This is a genomic window from Pseudomonas brassicacearum subsp. brassicacearum, from assembly GCF_008801605.1.
GTDB classification, from domain to species: domain Bacteria; phylum Pseudomonadota; class Gammaproteobacteria; order Pseudomonadales; family Pseudomonadaceae; genus Aquipseudomonas; species Aquipseudomonas brassicacearum.
The window spans coordinates 150,871-171,161 of the sequence record NZ_VZPJ01000001.1 but is presented as its reverse complement, the minus strand read 5'-3'; the positions used below and the strand labels follow the sequence as shown (position 1 = coordinate 171,161).

Sequence of the window (20,291 nt, the reverse complement as noted above, 5' to 3'; positions counted from 1 at the left end):
CGATAGCGAGCCCGCCAGAGAGTTTCGTCTATCGGACAAATCCCCTTGATGCCATCGCGTTTTTATACGCCGACGGTGCAACGCCCAGGGAGCGGCGGAACATCTCGCTGAAACTGCTCAGCGTGTAGCCCAACCGCGCCGCTATCGTCCCCACCGAGTCACCCTCCAGGAGTGCGGCGACGGCGTGGGCCAACTGCACTTGGCGTCGCCACTCGGTGAACGTCAGGCCAAGCTCGGCATGGAACAACCGGGCCAAGGTGCGGGTGCTGGCCCCCACCGACTCGGCATGCTGCTCAAAGGACATGGCCAGGCCGGGGACGTCGAGCACCGTCTCGCACAAATTGCGCAAGCGCCTATCCCCGCCGGCAGGCATGGGCACCTTGAGCACCGCCGAGCGCTGCTCGCGAAGTTCCAGCACCAGCAGGTTGTCCAAGGCATCACGCAACGCAGGATCAGGACGGTTACCCAGCGCCACTCGCCGGATGATCAGCTCGCGCAGCAGTTTGCTGACCTCGAGCACTTCCAGCTCAAGCCCCACGCCCATGGCCAGTTCTGCGCGTAAATAGAGATTGCGCATCTCCAAGGGCGAAACCACTCGGATCCCATGTGTGACCCGCGGCGGCAGCCACACCGCGCGCTGCGGCGGGACCAGCAGCGCAGCACCGGGTGTATCGACCCACATGAGACCACTTTGCGCGTAGAGAAGCTGGCCCCATTCATGATGATGAGGCGCGATCAACGTCCCGGATGAGTAGGTGCGGGAAAGCGGTTGAACAAGATGCGTCGTGTCCGTCAGATCGGGAGGTGAAGCAAGGGCCATGACCGGAACTCAGAACGATAACGGTGCTTTTTAGCACAAGTGCGCAAGCGTTGGGGCCTGGCGTGGCTGTACCGCCGCTATCGCGAGCAAGCTCGCTCCCACAAGGGATCCGGGTGTATCTCGAATCTCACAATCACCCCGGACACCTGTGGGAGCGAGCCTGCTCGCGATAGCGGTGGGTCAGATCGCACCGAGATTGGATGCCGCCTCCGCAGCCATGGCCGCCCGGACGCTAGGGCGTGCGGCGATTCGCGCCATGAACGCCGCCAGCGCCGGCCAGTCCCTGATCTGGATATTGAATAACGGCAGCCAGTTCAGGACGGTAAACAAATAGCCGTCGGCCAGGCCAAAGGTGCCCATCAGGTAATCCTGTTGTTCAAGGGCCTGGCTGAGGTAATCCAGGCGCCTGAACAGCTTTGCCCTGAAGATGGCCTTGGTCGGCTCTGCAATATTGGCGTTGAACAGTGGCGCACATCCGCTGTGAATCTCGGAGGTAATGAAGTTCAACCATTCCTGCAGGCGAACCCGCTCCCAGGTGCCATTGACCGGCGCCAGTGTGTTTGCGGGAACCAGATCGGCCAGGTATTGGACGATGGCGGGCCCCTCGGTCAGGACATCACCGTTATCCAGCATCAAGGCTGCCACGTAGCCCTTGGGGTTGATGGTCAGGAAGTCGAGCCCATCGGCAGTTCGTTTGGTCTGGTTGTCGACCCGAATCAATTCAAAGGGCAGGCCCAATTCCCGCAGCACGATGTGCGGGGACAATGAGCAGGTCATGGGGGCGAAGTACAGTTTCATGGTTTCCTCAAGGTCGGGGAGCGTGCCGCCAGAATCCGCGAGGGCCGGAACATTTTCAAAGGACATCTTCAGTGCTAGCGTATGACAAAATCTCATGAGAAAGCCAAACCCAATGGCCACACGAATCCCATCTCTAAATGGCCTGAAAGCATTCGAATCGGCCGCTCGCCACATGAGTTTTACCAAGGCCGCGCTAGAGCTGAACGTCACTCAAACAGCCATCAGCCATCAAATTCGCCGGCTCGAAGAGGAGCTGGGCGTGCGCCTGTTCCTGCGGCTCAAGGATGGTCTGGCCCTGACAGACGAAGGACATGGCTATTTCCCAGGCGTTCGTGCGGCGTTCCATGAGTTGCGCTATTGCACGGAGACGTTGCTGGAGAGCCGCAACAACAGCGTCTTGACCATCAGTACGCTGGTGTCCTTTGCCTCCAAATGGTTGTTGCCGCGACTGGCGTCTTTCCAGCAGGCGTTTCCCAACATTGACGTACGCGTTACGGCCTCCACCGAACGGGTGGATTTTCGCAAGGGCGGCGTCGATGCGGCCATTCGTTACGGTTCCGGGGATTGGAAGGGCTTGCGGGCGGACTGGCTGATGGCTGATGAGATCTTTCCGGTGTGCAGCCCCAGGCTGCTGCAAGGTCTGACAGCCCTGGAGAATCCGGGCGATCTGGCCCGGCACACCTTGTTGCAGGTCAGTGGGGTGACCCACGACGACTGGAGTGCCTGGTTGAGTGCCGCCGGCCAACCGAAAAAACTGGCCGAAGGCAGCCGGTTGACTTTCGACCTTGCCATGATGGCTGTTCAGGCTGCGGTTGACGGCCTGGGGGTCTGCATCGGGCGTTCAACCTATGTCGAGGATGACCTGAAGGCCGGACGATTGGTTGCCCCCTTTGATCTGCGATTGAAATCTGACCTCGGCTTTTATTTCGTGAGTCCGCTTGAAACAGCCGACACCCCAAAAGTACAGGCCTTTAGAACCTGGTTGATGGATTCGGTGAGTTTTGGCGCCAAAACATAATTACAGCGTACCGTTCAGCCTCCAGCCAGCGAGCCGATATGAATAAAAGGTCCGGTTACTTTCAGGGTTCACCGAGGGTACGTCATGTTTAATAAAACACTAAAAAATGAACTGACGGCTAGGACGGCCGAATTGGCAACATACAAAGGACTGGTCGGCGCCTTGGAGCGGTCGATGGCTGTCATCGAGTTCAGCCCCGATGGCAAGGTCCTTCGGGCGAACGAGAATTTTCTTGGCACGATGGGCTACCGTGCGGATCAGTTGGCCAGCCTGTCCCATCGGGATTTTTGCACCCCAGCGCTGGTGGGCAGCGCCGAGTATCGTGAATTCTGGAACCAGCTGCGCGCCGGCCAATTTGTTTCCGGCACGTTTCAGCGCCGTAGCGCGCAAGGCCAGAACGTGTGGCTGGAAGCTAGCTATAACCCGGTAGTGGACGAGCAAGGCCGCGTCGTGAAGGTGGTCAAGTACGCACTCGATGTCACCGCCAAGGTTGCCAGCGAGGCAGAAACACGTGGCCGGCTGGCGGCACTCGACCGGGCCATGGCAGTGATCGAGTTTGACCTGGGCGGCAACATCCTGACCGCCAACGACAACTTCTTGAATGTCATGAATTACACGTTGGCAGAGCTCAAGGGCAAGCATCACCGGATGTTCTGCGAACCGAGCCTGGTGGGCAGTTCGGAGTACAGTGATTTCTGGCGTCGTCTCAACGCCGGCGAGTTTTTCAGTGGCCAGTTCAAGCGCCTCGGCAAAAGCGGCAAAGTCGTCTGGCTGGAAGCCAGCTACAACCCGGTCTACGACGCCGAAGGCAAGTTGTGCAAGGTTGTGAAGTTCGCCAGTGACATCAGCGAACGGGTGGAGAAGTTCGAAGAGGATTCGCGTGGCGCTTCCCGTGCGTACCATATCTCCGCCGAGACCGAGCGAGTGGCCGAACAGGGCGCCCAGGTGATCCACCAGACTGCCAAGGAGATGCGCGAGATCGCCGACAACATTGGCTCTTCCGCGCGTCTGGTTGGGCAGTTGGGGGCGCGTTCGGAAGAGATCACAGCCATCGTCAACACCATTCGCGGCATTGCCGACCAGACCAACCTGCTGGCCCTCAACGCGGCTATCGAGGCCGCGCGGGCCGGAGACCAGGGGAGGGGATTCGCGGTGGTGGCCGACGAGGTCCGGCAACTGGCCGGGCGCACCAGTCGCTCCACCTCGGAGATTGCCGAAATGATCGGCATGATTCTCTCCGAAACCCGCGACGCCGTCGCCAGCATGAACGTGACCCATGAAGGCGCATTGCGCGGTGTAACCCTGGCAGACCAGGCCGGCTCGGTCATCGTGCAAATCAGGAACGGGACCACGGATGCACTCGAGGCCGTGAGCATGTTTGCGTCCAAACTCGACGAGTCCGAGGTGATTCCCAAGACGGCTATCGGCTGGGTGGGCTGAGGTGAGCTGAGTCCTCGCCCCAGCGATCCATGCGCTTGACCAATTCAAGCAATACCGCTCGCAGTTCCGGCGGTCGCACGGGCTTGGCCAGCACCGAGATACTCAGGCTTTGCAGCGATTGGCGTATCCGCTCGATCTCATGCCCGGTGATGACCAGCGCCGGGACTTGCCAGCCGCGCTGCTCGCGTAGCGCGGCAATGCATTCGGCGCCCGAGACTTTTGTGCCCAGGTCGAAATCGGCGATGACGATGTCGCAATCGCTGGTCAGCCCTTCACCGTCGCTGTGGGCCTCCACCTCGCAGCCCCATTTTTCCAGCAGCGCCGAGGTCGCCATCAGCACGTTGGCGTCGTCTTCAACCAAACACACCCGCAACCCGTCCAGGCGATTCTGGACGGGCACCACCTTGGGCGCCATGACACGTGGTACCGCCGGTTTCAGGCCGCTGATCGCCACCCGGGTGCCTTGTCCGACCTTGGAACGGATGTGTATATCGACATTGAGCATCTGGCTGATGCGCTTGACGATGGACAGGCCGAGGCCGAGCCCCTCGACATCCTTGTCGCGCGCATGGCGAACGCGGTAGAACTCCTTGAACACCTCGGGCAAATGTTCGGCGGCGATGCCGCGCCCCTTGTCGTAGATCACCACGGCCAGGCGCTGGCCCTGGCGTCGCACGCCGATCAGCACGGGTTGGCCGGGTGCGTATTTGAGCGCGTTGGACAGCAGGTTCTGGACCATCGTGGTCAGCAAGCCGGGATTGACGCTGACCCAGTAAGGACAGGCGCGCAAACGCAGCTCGACGCCGGCCCAGCGGGCCGCTTCGGTGTTCTGCTTGACGACGTCCTGCAGCAATTGGCCCAGGTGTACGGTGTCGGCCTTCGGCATCGGTTGGCCGTGATCGAGGGTGTAGATATCGAGGATCGAGCGGAACAGTTGCGACACGGTGTGCAGCGAACGGTCGATGTTGTCCACCAGCCGCAATTCTTCCAGCCCCAGCCTGGCGTCACGCAGGCAGGCCGTAAACAGACCGATGGAGTGGATTGGCTGGCGCAGGTCATGACTGGCCTGGGCCAGGAATCGCGATTTCTCCTGATTGGCCAAAATGGCTTCTTCGGAGGCAATGCGTGTGCGCTTGAGCAAAATGTGCGCGTAGGCGGGCACCACAATGGTGGTGACGATCAACATCAGGAACATGTAGGGCTGCGTATGCCAGAACGGGGTCAGCCAGAAAACCAGTACCAGGGTCGACAGCGCGATAACGGTCGCCAGCGCCAGGTAGCGCGAGCCGAAGCGCATGCCATTGCCCAGCGTGACCCAGAGTAATGCAGCGTACACCGGGAGCGTGCCCTCTCCACCCACGATCATGGCAAATGCGATGCCGGCATAGTCATGCAGCATCGTGAAAAGGCGCCGCCAGAAGAAGTGTCCAGGCCAGCGCTTGATGATCATGCGCAGGAACACCGAGACGAAGATGAACGTACAGATGTAGATAATGATGGGTACGTAGCTCGCGGCCTCTTCTGGATAGAGGCCGGCGAGGATGACGATATACAACAGCGCACAGGCGCTGACGGTCAGGCGTAACGTGGCCTGGTCGAGTTCACTGTTCTTTTCCACTGGCTTTGGCACCGCATGACCTCTGATGCCTCCAAGCGTAGCGGCTAGCCTCGGTGAAGGTTGGGAACAGACGTGATGCTGTCCCCAACGGGCGATGCCATTGCGTCAGTAGACCCTGTAGTACTTCACGACATCATCGACGAAATAGATGGTCAATACCGAACCCTGGCTCTGGCTTTGGCCTGTTTTCGTGCCGGTCACGCTGCTGACGTCATTGGCTACGGTTTGCGCCTTGGACAGTTGTGCCGAGGTTTCATACATCTTCAGGCTGGTTTCGGTCGAGACGTACTTATGGGCCAGCTTCATGTACTTATCCAGGCCTTCATCAGTCTTTTCATAGGTCCAGTTCGACTCGTTGCTGGAGCTCGTCGAATTGAGTTCTTCATTGGTCGGCGCGCCGAACATTTGAGTGATCTGGCCTTTTGTCGTCTTGCCCGGAATGATTGTTTGCTTGAGGTACGAGACGTCGTATTTTTTGGCGCCCTGATTCAAGGAACCCATCAAGTTGCCCAAGTCGCCGGTGTTTGCACAACCGTTCAGTACGCCCGCCAGCACGCACAGCGCCATTCCATTTCTAAGTGTTTTTCCATATTCGAAGGACATGATGACTTACCTTGAGTTAATGTCAGGACCATTCCATTTCAACCGTGCAGACGGTGAAGTTGACCCAGCATTGCGCCGCCTATCGATTTATAAAATCCATAGGCTTCGCACGTCATAACGTTTCAATAGGTACAGTGATACTGCACGGCGCATGGCATGTTGGCTTTCTTTATGTTTGGCTGTTCGAACAGCCTTTTTATGGAGCGTCCACAGCTTAGGGGGAGAGTACTGGGCGACGCTATAGTACAAGTGTGCTATGGCCTCGGAGATGGGCAGGCAGGGAGGATGATGCTCAATTAATATTCGCGGTCGTTATACATTTAATTGTCTTGTTTTCCCGGCCATCCACCATTGCCTGGGAAGTTGGAAAACTGCGCCGCAGCCGCCGCGCGCGTGGGCACCCCCAGGGATTTGAGCAGGCTTGAGACATGGATGCGCACCGTGAACGGGGAAATGCCCAGGTCCCGGGCTATCTCCTTGTTGGTCTTGCCGGCGGCGATCAAGCCAAGCACTTGCCGTTGGCGCGCGGTCAGTTGGGAAAGTGCATCGTCCAGGATCGCGTTTTCGGCCTGATACTTCACCACCACTTCGCCTTCGCGTATTGCCATGATGGCGTCGGCAATACCGGCGGGGTCGATATTCTTGCCGATGAATCCGTCGGCACCCAGCGCCATCACTTGGGAAATAACATCGACATCATCCACCATTGAAACCACAATGATCGAGGTGCGCTTGAACTCACTGCGCAACTGGCCGATTACTTGCAACGATTTGATCCCGGGAAAGCGCAAGTCGAGTATCAGGGAGTCCACTTCCATTCCGGAACGTGCCAGCGCCAATACTTCGTCCAGATTTCCAGCCTGTTCTATGGATGCTGTCGGTATGAGTCGTTCAATGGTCCTCAGCATACCTTCGCGAAACAAAGGATGGTCATCTGCCACAATTACTCTGCACGTCATGCTTCAGATCCTTCTGATCTTCCAGTTCACGAATCGTAACCTAAACTGCCCCCTTGGGTTTCAAGTTTGAAACAACCTTTCATGTTGGAATAATCCAGTGACTATGACGGAAAAGAATAGCGAGCTTGATCAGGCTACCTTGAGATTGACGGTCGGGGCCTGTGCTTCACTCTACGTCATTGTGGTGGCCTGTCTGGCCAGTGACTTCGATACCTATGTACCGATCCTGTGGTACATGGCCTTTTTTTTCGGCGTCGCGGTCCCGCTGCGCATGGCGATCAAGCGCTGGCCCGGGCACTTTTTCCTGCGTCGTCTTTTTGCCATGAGCCTCGACTATGCAAGCCTCGCCTTCGCCTTGATCGTGGGGGGAGAAGGCACGCTACCAGTCTACGCTGCATTGCTCTGGGTCACGTTGGGCAATGGCATGCGCTTCGGCTCGCGCTACCTGGCGCTGGCAACCGTTATCGCGCTGTCGACCCTGGTGGTGATTTTCCTGCTCACGCCGTTCTGGCGTGGCCAGCCCTACCTGTTCCTGATGCTGATCGTCACCACCATCGTGGTGCCCGCCTACGCGCATATCCTGCTGACCCGAACCCGCATCGCTTCGGAAGAGGCGATTGCCGCGAACCAGGAGAAATCCCGCTTCCTGGCCCAGGCCAGCCACGACTTGCGCCAACCGATTCACTCGATCGGCTTGTTCACCGCCTGCCTGCGCGATGCCCGGTTGGGCCAGGAAGAGTTGCGACTGGTGGACAACATCGACCGCTCGTTGCACATCGTCTCGCAGCTGTTTCGTTCGATCCTCGATATCTACACCCTCGATAACGGGCAGCTTGAACCGCAGGCCGAACCTGTACACCTGGGCGCGTTGCTTCAAGATGTGGTCAAGCAGAACACCGAAGCCGCACGCTGGGCCGGTGTCGAGTTGCGCCTGCGGCCTTGCCGGCATTGGGTCAATGTCAACGCCGGCCTGTTGGCGACCATGGTGCAGAACCTGGTCTCCAACACGCTCAAATATGCCTCCGGCCAACCAGTGTTGATCGGCGTGCGGCCGAAAGGCAGCGGCCTGGCCATCGTCATCTACGACAAGGGCCGGGGCATTGCCGCCGAACACTTGCCCGAGGTGTTCAAGGAGTTCTATCGGGTGCGCCACGTTCGTGACAAGGACGTCGAGGGGCTGGGCCTGGGGTTGTCCATCGTCAAGCGAATCAGCCTCCTGATCAATCTGGACATCCAGCTGGACTCCCGGCTCGGCAAGGGCACGCGCGCCATGATCCAGGGGCTGGAAACGGTTGCGCCAAGGGCGATGGTGGACAGGCCGGTGTCCACCCATAGCCGTTTGCAAGGCTTGCGGGTGTGCCTGGTGGAGGATGACGCCAACGTGCTGATGGCGACATCCGCGCTATTGGAGAAGTGGGGGTGCGAAGTGGAAACCCACAGCGACGGGGTGGGCGTGACCAGTGACTGCGACATCATCATTGCCGACTTCGACCTGGGCACGAAGGTCTCCGGTTCCGAATGCATCGCCGCGATTCGCGAGCAACGGGGTTGGGAAGTCCCCGCCATGATCATGACCGGCCATGAAATCGAAAGAATTCGCCACGCGCTGCACCACATGAACATCTCGATCCTGGCCAAGCCTGTGCGGCCTCCGGAGTTGCGGGCGACCTTGCTCGAGCTGACCAAGAACTTTGCCAGCGTCAGGACCTGACCTCCGTTCGGGCCATGCCTCGTGCTTCCACCATTCCATTTTATGAAACGGTGGATTGCAGTTTGTGCGTATTCCTGCGCCGTCGCTTTGGGCAGAAGATGAGTCCAGCCATTTGCACAGCCGTGCAAACGATGGCGGAGAATCCCTAACCGTAGCGCACTGGCGCAGGCGTTCATGCTGCGAGCGCGAGGAGTAGCTGATGGACGAAGCCTTGCAAGCAAAAACCTCGCCCTGGCACGAAGGAGAGCTGGCCTTGCAGCGCTCCGTCGGGGCAGTCGACATGATGGCCGGTGTCGGGCAACGGCAACTGGCGCGCACGTGGATGCCGGACCAGCATCGGGAGTTCTACGCCCAACTGCCTTTCGTGGTGCTGGGGGCGGTGGATCGGCAAGGCGATGTCTGGGCGACCTTGCGCGCCGGGCAACCAGGCTTCATGAACTCGCCCGATCCGCAGACCCTGCACATCGACCTCGAGCCTGAGCCGAACGACCCGGCCCAGGAGGGCATGGGCGAGGGCGATGCCATCGGGATGCTGGGGATCGAGTTGCACACCCGCCGGCGCAACCGCATGAACGGTGTCGTGCGTCGTCAGCTCGACCCTGGGCTCGAGATTTCAGTGAGCCAGGCGTATGGCAACTGCCCTCGCTACATCAACCTGCGCCAGTACCACTTTGTCGACGCGCAGGCCGTTGCGCCGCGTCAACTGACCGTGTCCGACCCACTGGTGCGGCGCCTGGTGACGGCGGCCGATTCGTTCTATATCGCCACCTACGTGGTGCGCGACGGCGAGCGGCAGGTCGATGCTTCCCACCGTGGCGGCAAGCCGGGGTTTGTGCGCATGGACGAAGACGGATCGCTGACCATTCCGGACTTTTCCGGCAACCTGTTTTTCAACACGCTGGGCAACATCCTGCTCAATCCGCGGGCCGGGCTGGTGTTCGTCGATTTCCAGACGGGCGATCTGCTGCAAATGAGCGGCTCGGCGCAAGTCCTGCTGGACGACCCCGAGATCAGCGCGTTCCAGGGCGCCGAGCGGCTGTTGCGCTTTACCCCGCAACGCATCGTGTATCGCCCGGCGGCCATTGCCCTGCGCTGGAAGGACCAGGACGAAGGCGACTCGCCCAATTCAATGATGACCGGCAGCTGGGAGCAGGCCGCCGAGCGCTTGCAGGCCGAGGCGCTGCGTAGCCGCTGGCGTGCATTGCAGGTCGCGCGGGTGGTGGATGAAAGCCACAACATTCGCTCGTTCTACTTGCAGGCAAGCGATGGCTTGGGTTTGCCCCGGTTTGAAGCCGGGCAACATTTGCCGGTGCGGATCTTGCTGGAAGGACAGAACGCGCCATCGATCCGGACCTATAGCGTATCCAGTGCGCCGTCGGATGATTTTTTGCGCATCAGCGTCAAGCGCGATGGTTCGGTGTCGTCTCACCTGCATGATCAGGTGCAGGCGCTGCACGAGCTTGAGGCGCGGGCGCCCCAGGGCCATTTCACCGTCCAGGCCACCGAGCGACGTCCGTTGGTCTTGCTGGCAGCGGGCGTGGGCATCACACCGTTGTTGTCGATGTTGCGCGAGGTGGTTTACCAGGGCCAACGCATCAGCCGCATGCGCCCGGTCTGGCTGGTGCAAAGCGCCCGCTCGGTGGCCGACCTGGCTTTCCGTGACGAGATCGACGAACTGGCCGCCCGTGCCGGCGACAAGCTGCAGGTGCTGCGCATGGTCAGCCAACCACCCACTGATGGAGGAGGCGCTGAAGGTTATGACCTGACCGGCAGGATCGATGTGGAACTGCTCAAGAAGCTGCTGCCGCTCAACGACTACGACTTCTATTTGTGCGGGCCGGGCAGCTTTACCCAGGCGCTGTACGACGGGCTGCGCAAACTGCGCATCCCTGACGATCGCATCCACGCGGAGACCTTTGGGCCCTCAACGCTCGTGCGGGATCTCGAAGTGAGCATGCCGGCGCCAGAGCAAGTGCCGGCTGCGAGTGAAGCGGTGAAGGTCTTGTTCGCCAGTTCCGGCAAGGAGGCACGTTGGGAGCCGGGCAGCGGGACGTTGCTGGAGCTGGCCGAAGCGCGCGGCCTTAATCCGGAATTCAGTTGCCGCGGCGGTTCCTGCGGCACCTGCAAAACTCGCTTGAGCCGCGGCCAGGTGCATTACCTGAGCCAGCCGGCCGAACCGGTTGGTGAAGGTGAGGTGCTGATCTGTTGCGCGGTGCCGGCCCAGGGGAGCGAGCCGTTGGTGCTCGAGGTCTAGGCTGACCGCCTGACTGTTTCACCGGATGAAATGCTGGATTGTAGAAGCTGGTTATTCCGCTGTCCGGGGCAGGAGCAGAGGATAGCGCCATCGACGCGATCACCGCTTCGAGCCCAAAACAACATGGAGTACGTCATGTCTGAGAAAGCGATCAAACTTTATCGCCACCCGCTGTCGGGGCACGCCCATCGTGTCGAGCTGATGCTCTCGCTGCTTGGCTTGCCAACCGAGTTGATATTCGTGGACTTGATGAAAGGTGAGCACAAGACTCCGGAGTTTCTCGCCATCAACAGTTTTGGCCAGGTGCCGGTGATCGACGACAACGGCACCGTCCTGGCCGACTCGAACGCGATCCTGGTCTACCTCGCGGCCAAGTATGGCAAGGGGCAATGGCTGCCCAGCGATCCGCTTGCCCAGGCGCGGGTGCAGCGCTGGCTGTCGGTGGCGGCGGGCCAGATCAACCAGGGGCCGGCCAACGCCCGGTTGATCACCGTGTTCGGCGCCGGCTATGACGCCGAAGACGCCATCAAGCGTTCCCATGCCCTGTTGAAGGTGATGGAGACGGAGTTGGAGCAGAGCCGGTTCCTGGCCGGTGAGCAACCGACCATCGCGGACGTGGCCGCGTACACTTACGTGTCCCATGCGCCGGAAGGCAACGTCGCGCTGACCGACTACCCGAACGTCCGGGCCTGGCTGGGCAGCATCGAAGCCTTGCCGAATTTCGTCGGCATGCAACGCACCGCCAAGGGCTTGCAGCAAGCCTGATTCACACCGCAGGTGCTTGCCGGGGGGCATCTTCCGGCAAGTACATTCAAGCCACGTGCCCTCAAGGCTGGATCGCCCATGGATCGCTTTCAGGAAATGCAGGTTTTCATGGCGGTTGCCGAGGAGGAAGGGTTCGCCGCTGCCGCCCGTCGACTGCGTATATCACCGCCAAGCGTGACGCGCGCAATTGCGGCGATGGAGGAGCGGATTGGCACCCAGCTGTTGTCGCGCACCACCCGCAATGTGTACCTGACTGAAGCGGGGCAGCGCTACCTGGAGGATTGTCGACGGATCCTGAGTGAGCTCGATGAAGCCGAGGAGGCCGCTGCCGGCAGCTATTCGATCCCCTGCGGGTATCTGACGGTCACCGCCCCGGTGCTGTTTGGCGAGCTGTACATCGCGCCTTTGCTGACGGATTACCTGGATCAATTTCCCTCGGTACACCTCAACGCCTTGTTGGTCGACCGCGTGGTGAACATCGCTGACGAAGGCATCGACGTGGCGATCCGCATCGGCCATTTGCAGGAAAACAATCAGCACGTCATCAAGGTAGGTGAAGTGCGCCAGGTGATTTGTGGCGCCCCGGCCTATTTCCAGCGACACGGACGGCCAACCCATCCTGGCGAGTTGAGCAAGGCCAATATCGTGATGTCTTCGGCCAGTCATTTGCTGAGCCACTGGCAGTTCATGGACGAAGCCAATTCGCTGAGCCTGCGCTTTGATCCACGCCTGGTGGTGACCGCTAATCAGGCGGCAATCAACATCGCCTGCCAGGGTTGGGGCGTGACCCGGGTCTTGTCCTATCAAGTGGCCCGGCAGGTCGCCGACGGCGAGCTTGAGGTAGTGCTCAAGGCGTTCGAGCCACCAGCGTTGCCGATTCACGTGGTGTATCAGAAGAGCAATCGAGTGCCGGCCAAGGTGCGCACGTTCGTGGACTTCCTCGCTGATCGGTTGGGGGACGACGTCACGCTCAAGCCTGTCGTAAAAGGCATCGCCTGATGGCTCGCCACCATGAAATGCTGATGTTCCATGCGCTGTCGCAGTGCCCCAGTCTCGCCTCGGCAGCCCAGCGCCTCAACGTTTCCGGACCGACCGTGATGCGTGCCATCGCTCGGCTGGAGGCGCGATTGGGTGTGCAGTTACTGTCACGCAGCACGCGCGGGGTCGTGCTGACTGAAGCCGGGGTCGGCTTCATGGCTGATTGTTCACGGATCCTCAATGCGATTGACGAGGCCGAGGCGTCGGCCAAGGGCTGGCATGTCCAGGCCCAAGGCAACCTGACGATCCTGTTGCCCTTGCTGTTCAGCCGCTATGTCATGGCCCCGGTGCTGGCCGGCTACATGGATCAGTACCCCGAGATCAGGGTATTTGCCCACTACCACGATCGTTTTCCGAACATGCATGAGGAAGGGCTGGATGTGGCGGTGTTGGTGGGGAATCTGCCCAACTGCTCATTGATCGCACGACCGGTCGGCAGCGTTCGTTCGCTCGTCTGCGCCAGTCCTGGCTACCTGGCGATTCATGGTGAGCCGGTTGTGCCGCAGGATCTGCACAATCATCGATTGATCGCCACGCAGGCCAACCAGGATTGGGTCCAGTGGCCTTTCCAGCAGCAGGCCAGCGGCCTCAAGGCACGCACGCGGCTCAGTTGCGCCACGCTGCAGGCGGCCATCGACGCGGCGGCTCATGGGGCTGGGTTGATGCGCTGCTTGAACTATCCGCTGTACGACTATCTGAACAGCGGACGCTTGCGCCGGGTCCTGCAACCCTATGAACCGCCCTCGATACCGGTTCATGTGGTCTACCGCGAAAGACGCAAGGCGCCGATGCGCGTGCGCAGTTTCGTGGACTACATCGTCGAGCACCTGCGCGAGCACCCGGCGCTGCGAGCGGATGTTTCTTGAATATCAGCTCGCGCTTGGACCCAGGATCCCGCGGCGCACACGGCCTGGCGCCTCACCGAAGACTTCCTTGAATTTCTTGCTGAACGCGGCCTGGGATTGGTAGCCGACCTGTACGGCAATATCGCTCAGCCCCAAGTGTGAGTGACTGAGCAGGCTGAAGGCCAACTCCATGCGGACTTGCGTCAACAGTACCCACGGCGAGACACCGGCCACCTTGACAAATGCACGCATGAAGTTGGCCCGGGACATGCTCGCGATGTCCGCCAGGCCTTGGATGGTCCACTCGTGCGCAGGGTCCGCCAGCATTGCCTGCCAGGCCCGGCCCAGACGCTTGTCGCCGAGCAGGGCCAGCGAGCCGCTGTCCTGTCCCTGGCTGGCCAGATGCGCACGCAGAATCAGGGTGAACAGCGCCTGTGACAGGGCATCGAGCAAGAAGCGCGCGCCGACCTTATTCCCATCTGCTTCTGCGCGCATGACCTCCACCAGCGCCGGCAACGGCCCATTGGCCGGTAATGCGCCGCTGGGAATCACCAGGTATTCGGGCAAGGCGCCGAACAGCAACGAAGCCCGGTTGAAGTGAAAGCCTCCGCAAAGCATGTCCAGCTCCGCGCTGGCGCCGCCAATGCGATGAATCGGCAAGGTGCCCCCGGTCAGGATTCGGGGGGAGGTCGGCGTTACCGTTTTGCCAGGGCTGTGCATGACGTGAGGGGCACCGCGCGGCAACAGCAGGATGTCACCGGCACGCATGGGCAAGCGCTGCCCATCGGCAAACTCGACGCGGCATTCGCCGGCCAGCACGATGTGATAGGGCGCTGTGCCCAGGGCTTGCTGCCCGTGATCCATGGCCCAGTCGCCCTGGAACTGACAGCGCAGGTCCAGGCTGCCGCGCACGTTGGCCAGGCTGATGAGTTTATCGATCGCATTCATTTGAGCATTTCGCCAAAAAAACTGAGCGCATTGAGCAAACCCGAGTGGCGCCAGGGTGAAAAACTGAGGGCGTCAAAACAGTACACCCAACCCACTCAGGAGTTAATGCCATGTTCAATAACTGGTCCGAATTGTTGCCCACCATTCAGAAGGCCTTTGGCGCACTGGGCCGCAGCAACCCGAAAATGGTCAAGGCCTATATGGCGCTAGGGGAAGCCGCCAGCGAAAACAATGTGCTCGATGCCAAGACCCGCGAGCTGATCTCGATCGCCATCGCCGTCACTACCCGCTGCGACGGTTGCATCGCCGCCCACACGGACGCGGCGATCAAGGCCGGCGCGAGTCGCGAGGAGGTCGCGGCGGCCCTGGCAACTGCGATTTCGTTGAATGCGGGGGCGGCCTATATCTACTCGCTGCGGTCGCTTGAGGCGTATGACATGCTGAAAGCGCCGGTGTGATTTGTATGGGGGCATATCCGTTGCTGCGGTAAGGGCGGAACCATAAGCCGCCGTTACCGCAACAACGGATATACACACCAAAAAAACACCCCTCTCGGAACGAAATATCAAAACCTCGGTAAGCCTTTTTTGTTCAGTCAGCTGCGATTGTTTCAGATTACGCAATCAAGTCATGTAATTCCTGGACATTCTCTAAAAACCGTCCGCCAGTGAAACTGATCCCAGAAGCGATTGACCGTTTCGGGTCGTCGCAGCGTTCTCCATCCATCGGGAGATTCCCATGATCGACACGACTTGCACCGGCAACCTTCGGCCCGATACCTCCGTTGCGACTTACCAGGAGCACGAAAGCGGATTCCTGTTGCCCCAATTGATGGGCGCCTTGGCAAGCGAGTCCGCAGGTTTCGTCTCGAACGACCTGTGTCAGCAACGCGCGCACGGCACTTTGCTGGCGAAGGCTGGCGCCTTGGTGATGCGGGTGCTGAAGCTAACGCCGATCGGCTAACGCAGAACCCGTGGCGAGGGAGCAAACAATGAAGCGTCGCTTCGTGCGCACTTGAACATGGGGATGAAAGAGGTCGCTACTTTTCCGTTCAACGGGTTTGAGTTCGCTGTTTATTCGTACATTGGCTAGGCAGAAAACGAAAGCGGGCCATGCATTACGATCGACTAAGTCGACACCGAATCATGGCAGCAGACGCAAAGCTTGTTGCCATCGAGATCTCGAAAGTAGGCGCCGTAATAATCAGGGTGGTAGTGGGGTCTCAAGCCGGGTTCTCCCTCACACGTCCCGCCCAGTGCCAGCGCTGTCGCGTAGCTGTTCCTCACCGCTTCCCGGCTGGGGGCAAGCAGAGCCACCATTTGTCCGTTGCCGGGTTGGTGCACCTTGCCGTCAAAGGGTTTTCCAATCACGAAGATCGGGCGCGGTGAATGCTCGGCAATCCAGCCCGCCCAGCCTTTGTGGGCGTCGCTAAATTTCAATGTCAGGCCCAGCCCGGCCATGACCTTTGAATAGAACCCGAAGGCGCGATCAAAATCGGCGATACCTAGAAAAACATGCGAGATCATGATGACTACCGTTTTGCCGTGGGCGCGAGGGTTGTTTGAAATTCCAGCCTACGCTGCCACAGGAATCATCGCGCTGCCAAGTCCGGGCGGTTAGCGCTCCGGCTCAGACGCTCGGCGCCTGGCCTGCCGGGCTTCGGTGCCGACGACCAGCCAGATGCCAATCCCGGAGACCGCCATGCCCGAGACCATTTGCCATGAAAGCGGCTCGTTGAACATGGCCCACGCCCAGAGCATCGTAATGGGCGGGCTGAGGTACAGGACGCTGGCGACCCGGGTGGCGGTTGCGCGGCGCAGGCACAGCCAGTAGAGCCCATAGCCGCCCATCGTCGACAGGCCCGCGGTCCACAATACGCTCAGTGCAAAGCCTGTGCTGGGTATCGGGGCGAGGCTGCCATGGGCGGCTTCGACCAGGGCGAAGGCCAGTCCCGAAACGCAGCATTGCAGCCACAGGTTAGGCAACAGACCCAGCGATTGCGCGGGGGGGAGATATTTCTGCCACAAGGTCGCGACAGCGAGCGAGAGCATGCCAAGCAGCGGCAGGCCATAGGCCCACCAAGGCGCGTTGCCCCACGCCAGCGCGCCTTGGGTCACCAGCATGACGCCGAGCAGGCCGATGAGCAGCCCGGCCCAGATCTGCCAGGCCAGTCGTTGCCGCAGTACACCCGCAGCCAACAGCGCCAGGCCCATCGGCAGCAGGTCGGCGACAAGCGCGGCCAGGCCCGCCGGCACACCCAGGGCAATGCCTTGGGTGATACCGGCCAGGTAGCCCGCCATCGCCAGAAGGCCGATACCGGCATTTTTCAACAACACGACGGGCGAGGTTCGGCGCAGCGCTCTGGCGACGAAGGGCAACAGGACGAGCGTGACCACGACGCAACGCCAGAACACCACCAGCAATGCTGGCGCGTAATCAATGGAAAAACGCGCGCCGACGAAGCCGGAGCTCCACGTCAGCAGCAACGCCGCCTCGAGCAACGGCAACGGAATCAGCCAGTGCCAGTCGGGCTTGGGCAGGGAAGGGCAGTCCATCGATTTGGTCGGGTTCATGACCACAGGCTACGAAACCCGCGTAATCTAATAAATCAAAATGTAGTGCATCAGTTCTTCACGAAGATTGAATCATGACGGCCATACTCGATATCGACTTGATACGTACCTTTCATGCGGTGGCACGGATCGGCAAATTCAGTGCGGCGGCAGAACAGCTGCACAAAAGCCCGGCGGCGGTCAGTGTGCATATTCAGCGTCTGGAAGCGGTCGCTGGCGGGCGTTTGCTCAACAGGGACAATCAATCCGTATCCCTCACCGCCTTGGGCAAGCGTCTGCTCGTGGCGACGACGGAGCTGCTGAGCACCCATGATCGGGTGCTGGCCGATCTGCACGGAACCCGGCTGGCGGGACGCATTACGCTGGGGGTGCCGGATGAATACGCCGAACATGTCATTCGCGACATCCTCCCGACCTTCGCCGCCGGGTGGCCCAACGTGGTGCTGGAACTCAAGACCGCGCCCAGCTACGCGCTACGTGACCTGGTCCAGCGTGACAAGCTCCAGGCAGCGGTCGTTGCGCAGCCGAAGGGGCAGGTCAGTGCTGGCGGGCAAGTGCTGGTTTCCACCACGCCGGTCTGGGTCGGTCCGGTCCACACAACAGTGGCCTCGATGGAGCCGCTGCCGCTGGCGGTGCATGCGGCGCAATGCCCTTATCGGCAAGCGATGATGGAGGCCCTCAGGCAAAGCGGCCGCAGGACCCGAGTCGTCCTGGAAAGCCCCTCCAACCAGGCCGTCAAGGCGTGTGTGGAGGCAGGGTTGGCGGTCAGCCTGATAGACCGCGCGCGGGTGACGGACACCATGCAGATCCTCGAAGGCCTGCCGGTTATTCAGGAGCACGAGGTGGTGTTCCTGCGAGCTCGGGCGTCACACGGCGATGAGGCCGTGGACCTGCTTTCCCGTGCCATGCAACAGTCTTTCCGGCTGTAGAGCCGGTCCAGGGACTGCTGCGCAGCCCCAAGACCAAACCCGCCAAACGATCAAGCCGACAGCGGCGGCGTCCGCGGCGGGATCAGGCGTTTGGAGCCAATCGATTCAAACGCCGAAGCCAGTCGCAACAGCGTCGAATCGTCATAGGCGCGGCCAGCGAACGTCAGCCCGACGGGCATGCCGATGTCCGCCATGACGCCCATCGGCACCGTGACAGTCGGCACGCCCAGATGGCGGATGGCGAGGTTGCCATTGGCGACCCAGACGCCGTTGCTCCAGGCGATATCGGCAGACGCCGGGTTGATGTCCGCATCCGCCGGCCCGACGTCGGCGACGGTCGGGAAGATCACCGCGTCCAGGCCCAGCTGCGCCATCCAGTCCTCCAGATCGATTCGACGTGTCTCTTCAAGCCCCCGCAGGCCGTCAGGCAGGGTCGGGATCTGGTCCCACGGCATGATGCCGCGCTGGGCCATCTTCACGTACTCATCCATGCCGGCGGCCAGATCGTCCTCCCGGTTGGGCAGGGTGCCCGGGTCGTGGGGGAAGATCTTCGGTCCGTCGACGTCGGCCAGGCGATTCAACTTCGGATCGCCGTTGGCCCGCAGGAAATCATCGAATGCCCAGGCCGACAGGTCCCACAACTCATGGTGCAGGAACTCCTTGGAAACCAGGCCGCGGGTGAAGACCGTCGGTGCGCCAGGACGATCGCCCTCGCAGTTGGATACCAGGGGGAAATCCACCTCGACCACTTCGGCGCCACAGGCCTCAAGCGCCTTGCGCGCTTGCTCCCAGAGCTCGATCACCGAGGCGCGGGTGATGATTCGCTGCCCCGTCGGACCGCCGATGCCGGGGGCCGGGGCTGTGCCTGCTTCAGGGTCGGCGTTGATGTACATCCGAGGAACGCCGAACCGAACGCCTGCCAGCGCACTTGGGTGGCTGGCAAGGCTCGGATACGAGGCCGGGCGAACCGAGTCGACGCTCGGAATCGGCACCCAGGGTTGCAGGCGCCACAGGTCGCCACGGGTGTCCAGGTCCTCGGCGACCACCACGTCCAGCACTTCGAGCAGGTCGGCCATGGTCCTGGCGTAGGGCACGACGACGTCCATGGTCGGCGTCAACGGCCAGTTGCCACGCACCGAGATCACGCCGCGCGACGGCGTATACGCGCACAAGCCGTTGTTCGACGCCGGACCGCGTCCGCTCGACCAGGTTTCTTCGGCAAGGCCGAACGCCGCGAAACTGGCGGCAGTTGCCGTGCCCGCACCGTTCGAGGAGCCCGAGGCAAAGGGCGCGGTGAGGTAGTCGCCGTTGTACGGGCTTTCGGCACGGCCATACACCCCGCGCTGCATGCCGCCGTTGGCCATGGGCGGCATGTTGGTCTTGCCCAGGCAGATGGCGCCGGCGGCGCGAAGCCGCTCGATGGTGAACGCATCGCGATAAGCAACCAGGTCCTTGAACGCCGGGCTGCCGGAAGCGGCAGTGAGCCCCTTGACCAGGTAACTGTCCTTGGCCGTATAGGGAATGCCGTCGAGCGGCCCCAGGGTCTGGCCGCTGGCCCGACGGGCATCGGAGGCCTGGGCCTCTTTCAATGCATCGGGGTTGCGCACCACCACCGCGTTGAGGGCTGTGGGCGTATCGGGGCCGTCGTAGGCATCGATCCTGGCAAGGTAGGCCTGGACAAGCGCCACCGCCGTTGTCTGGCCCGACTCCAGCGCAGCGCGCAATTGGGCAATGGAGGCTTCGGTGATTTCGATCATGCTGTTAGCGCCGCGGCAGAGGGATGGCGGGGTGTTCGGGTCCATTGAAGTTGCTCCTGAGACTTCAGGTCATCTCAAAGTGGATATTTATCGGACTTGCGCACTGTACTACGGAATAGCGATCAGGGGCAGTTCAGGTTTGACCGAACTGCCTCTCTAACGAGCCAAAATTTTCCACCTTCAGACTTCGTTAAGAAACGACCTCGATACTTTCC

General features: G+C 60.9%; 19 protein-coding genes and 1 pseudogene. 11 read left to right on the top strand and 9 right to left on the bottom strand.

Features of this window, described 5'->3' with window-relative positions; all coding sequences use genetic code 11:
- Window positions 1-28 precede the first annotated feature (28 nt).
- A complete protein-coding gene (locus F7R20_RS00810; protein ID WP_003201069.1) occupies window positions 29-820 on the bottom strand; it encodes an AraC family transcriptional regulator in 792 nt (263 codons plus the stop codon).
- A gap of 180 nt (window positions 821-1,000) precedes the next feature.
- On the bottom strand, window positions 1,001-1,618 hold the full coding sequence (gene gstA / locus F7R20_RS00805; RefSeq protein WP_003201070.1) for a glutathione transferase GstA: 618 nt from the start codon (window positions 1,616-1,618) through the stop codon (window positions 1,001-1,003).
- A gap of 112 nt (window positions 1,619-1,730) precedes the next feature.
- On the opposite strand from gstA, the gene F7R20_RS00800 reads away from it, so the two are divergent.
- The 3 genes and pseudogenes from F7R20_RS00800 to F7R20_RS32155 all read left to right on the top strand — a co-directional run bounded on the left by F7R20_RS00800 (window position 1,731) and on the right by F7R20_RS32155 (window position 4,076).
- Entirely contained in the window at window positions 1,731-2,636 is a 906-nt protein-coding gene (locus F7R20_RS00800; RefSeq protein ID WP_003201071.1) for a transcriptional regulator GcvA, read from the top strand.
- Between the two features lie 84 nt (window positions 2,637-2,720).
- Window positions 2,721-3,488 (top strand): annotated as a pseudogene (locus F7R20_RS32160) (PAS domain-containing protein); the annotation flags it as partial.
- Entirely contained in the window at window positions 3,462-4,076 is a 615-nt protein-coding gene (locus tag F7R20_RS32155; RefSeq protein ID WP_371914646.1) for a methyl-accepting chemotaxis protein, read from the top strand. The pseudogene F7R20_RS32160 and the gene F7R20_RS32155, both read left to right, overlap by 27 nt.
- On the opposite strand, the gene F7R20_RS00790 is transcribed toward F7R20_RS32155, so the two are convergent.
- From F7R20_RS00790 to F7R20_RS00780, 3 genes are all read right to left on the bottom strand, one after another.
- Window positions 4,057-5,694 (bottom strand): ATP-binding response regulator, encoded by a 1,638-nt coding sequence (locus tag F7R20_RS00790; RefSeq protein ID WP_003201074.1) that lies wholly within the window; start codon window positions 5,692-5,694, stop codon window positions 4,057-4,059. The two genes, F7R20_RS32155 and F7R20_RS00790, sit on opposite strands and share 20 nt — an antisense overlap.
- A 105-nt stretch (window positions 5,695-5,799) precedes the next feature.
- Window positions 5,800-6,297, bottom strand: coding sequence for a hypothetical protein (locus tag F7R20_RS00785; protein WP_003201077.1), 498 nt, complete (start codon window positions 6,295-6,297; stop codon window positions 5,800-5,802).
- Between the two features lie 320 nt (window positions 6,298-6,617).
- On the bottom strand, window positions 6,618-7,256 hold the full coding sequence (locus F7R20_RS00780) for a response regulator (protein WP_003201079.1): 639 nt from the start codon (window positions 7,254-7,256) through the stop codon (window positions 6,618-6,620).
- Window positions 7,257-7,359: 103 nt separating this feature from the next.
- Here F7R20_RS00780 and F7R20_RS00775 point away from each other — a divergent pair, with 103 nt between their 5' ends.
- The 5 genes from F7R20_RS00775 to F7R20_RS00755 all read left to right on the top strand — a co-directional run bounded on the left by F7R20_RS00775 (window position 7,360) and on the right by F7R20_RS00755 (window position 13,890).
- The gene (locus F7R20_RS00775; protein WP_003201082.1) at window positions 7,360-8,967 is read left to right on the top strand and encodes an ATP-binding response regulator; all 1,608 of its coding nucleotides are present in this window, start codon (window positions 7,360-7,362) and stop codon (window positions 8,965-8,967) included.
- Window positions 8,968-9,166: 199 nt separating this feature from the next.
- A complete protein-coding gene (locus F7R20_RS00770; RefSeq protein WP_038856975.1) occupies window positions 9,167-11,221 on the top strand; it encodes a 2Fe-2S iron-sulfur cluster-binding protein in 2,055 nt (684 codons plus the stop codon).
- Window positions 11,222-11,356: 135 nt separating this feature from the next.
- Window positions 11,357-11,986 carry a glutathione S-transferase family protein gene (locus F7R20_RS00765; protein WP_003201089.1) on the top strand — a complete coding sequence of 210 codons (630 nt, stop codon included), beginning with the start codon at window positions 11,357-11,359 and terminating at the stop codon, window positions 11,984-11,986.
- Window positions 11,987-12,064: 78 nt separating this feature from the next.
- Window positions 12,065-12,985, top strand: a complete 921-nt coding sequence (locus F7R20_RS00760; RefSeq protein ID WP_003201095.1) for a LysR family transcriptional regulator — start codon at window positions 12,065-12,067, stop codon at window positions 12,983-12,985.
- Window positions 12,985-13,890, top strand: a complete 906-nt coding sequence (locus tag F7R20_RS00755) for a LysR family transcriptional regulator (protein WP_003201098.1) — start codon at window positions 12,985-12,987, stop codon at window positions 13,888-13,890. The genes F7R20_RS00760 and F7R20_RS00755 overlap by 1 nt, the downstream gene beginning before the upstream one ends.
- Before the next feature lie 3 nt (window positions 13,891-13,893).
- Here F7R20_RS00755 and F7R20_RS00750 read toward each other — a convergent pair whose 3' ends face one another.
- Window positions 13,894-14,817: an AraC family transcriptional regulator gene (locus F7R20_RS00750; protein ID WP_003201099.1), complete on the bottom strand. Its 924-nt coding sequence runs from the start codon at window positions 14,815-14,817 to the stop codon at window positions 13,894-13,896.
- A gap of 110 nt (window positions 14,818-14,927) precedes the next feature.
- Between F7R20_RS00750 and F7R20_RS00745 the strand changes: the two genes are divergently transcribed.
- On the top strand, window positions 14,928-15,275 hold the full coding sequence (locus F7R20_RS00745; RefSeq protein WP_003201101.1) for a carboxymuconolactone decarboxylase family protein: 348 nt from the start codon (window positions 14,928-14,930) through the stop codon (window positions 15,273-15,275).
- Between the two features lie 280 nt (window positions 15,276-15,555).
- Window positions 15,556-15,780, top strand: a complete 225-nt coding sequence (locus tag F7R20_RS00740) for a hypothetical protein (protein ID WP_003201103.1) — start codon at window positions 15,556-15,558, stop codon at window positions 15,778-15,780.
- Window positions 15,781-15,944: 164 nt separating this feature from the next.
- Here the strand turns inward: F7R20_RS00740 and F7R20_RS00730 are convergent, their stop codons facing one another.
- Together F7R20_RS00730 and F7R20_RS00725 are read right to left on the bottom strand one after the other, a co-directional pair.
- Window positions 15,945-16,343, bottom strand: coding sequence for a VOC family protein (locus F7R20_RS00730; protein WP_003201106.1), 399 nt, complete (start codon window positions 16,341-16,343; stop codon window positions 15,945-15,947).
- A 90-nt stretch (window positions 16,344-16,433) separates the two neighbouring features.
- Entirely contained in the window at window positions 16,434-17,390 is a 957-nt protein-coding gene (locus F7R20_RS00725) for a DMT family transporter (protein WP_003201108.1), read from the bottom strand.
- Between the two features lie 74 nt (window positions 17,391-17,464).
- On the opposite strand from F7R20_RS00725, the gene F7R20_RS00720 reads away from it, so the two are divergent.
- Window positions 17,465-18,319 (top strand): LysR family transcriptional regulator, encoded by an 855-nt coding sequence (locus tag F7R20_RS00720; protein ID WP_003201110.1) that lies wholly within the window; start codon window positions 17,465-17,467, stop codon window positions 18,317-18,319.
- Window positions 18,320-18,369: 50 nt separating this feature from the next.
- On the opposite strand, the gene F7R20_RS00715 is transcribed toward F7R20_RS00720, so the two are convergent.
- Window positions 18,370-20,076, bottom strand: a complete 1,707-nt coding sequence (locus F7R20_RS00715; protein WP_003201112.1) for an amidase — start codon at window positions 20,074-20,076, stop codon at window positions 18,370-18,372.
- Window positions 20,077-20,291: the final 215 nt, after the last annotated feature.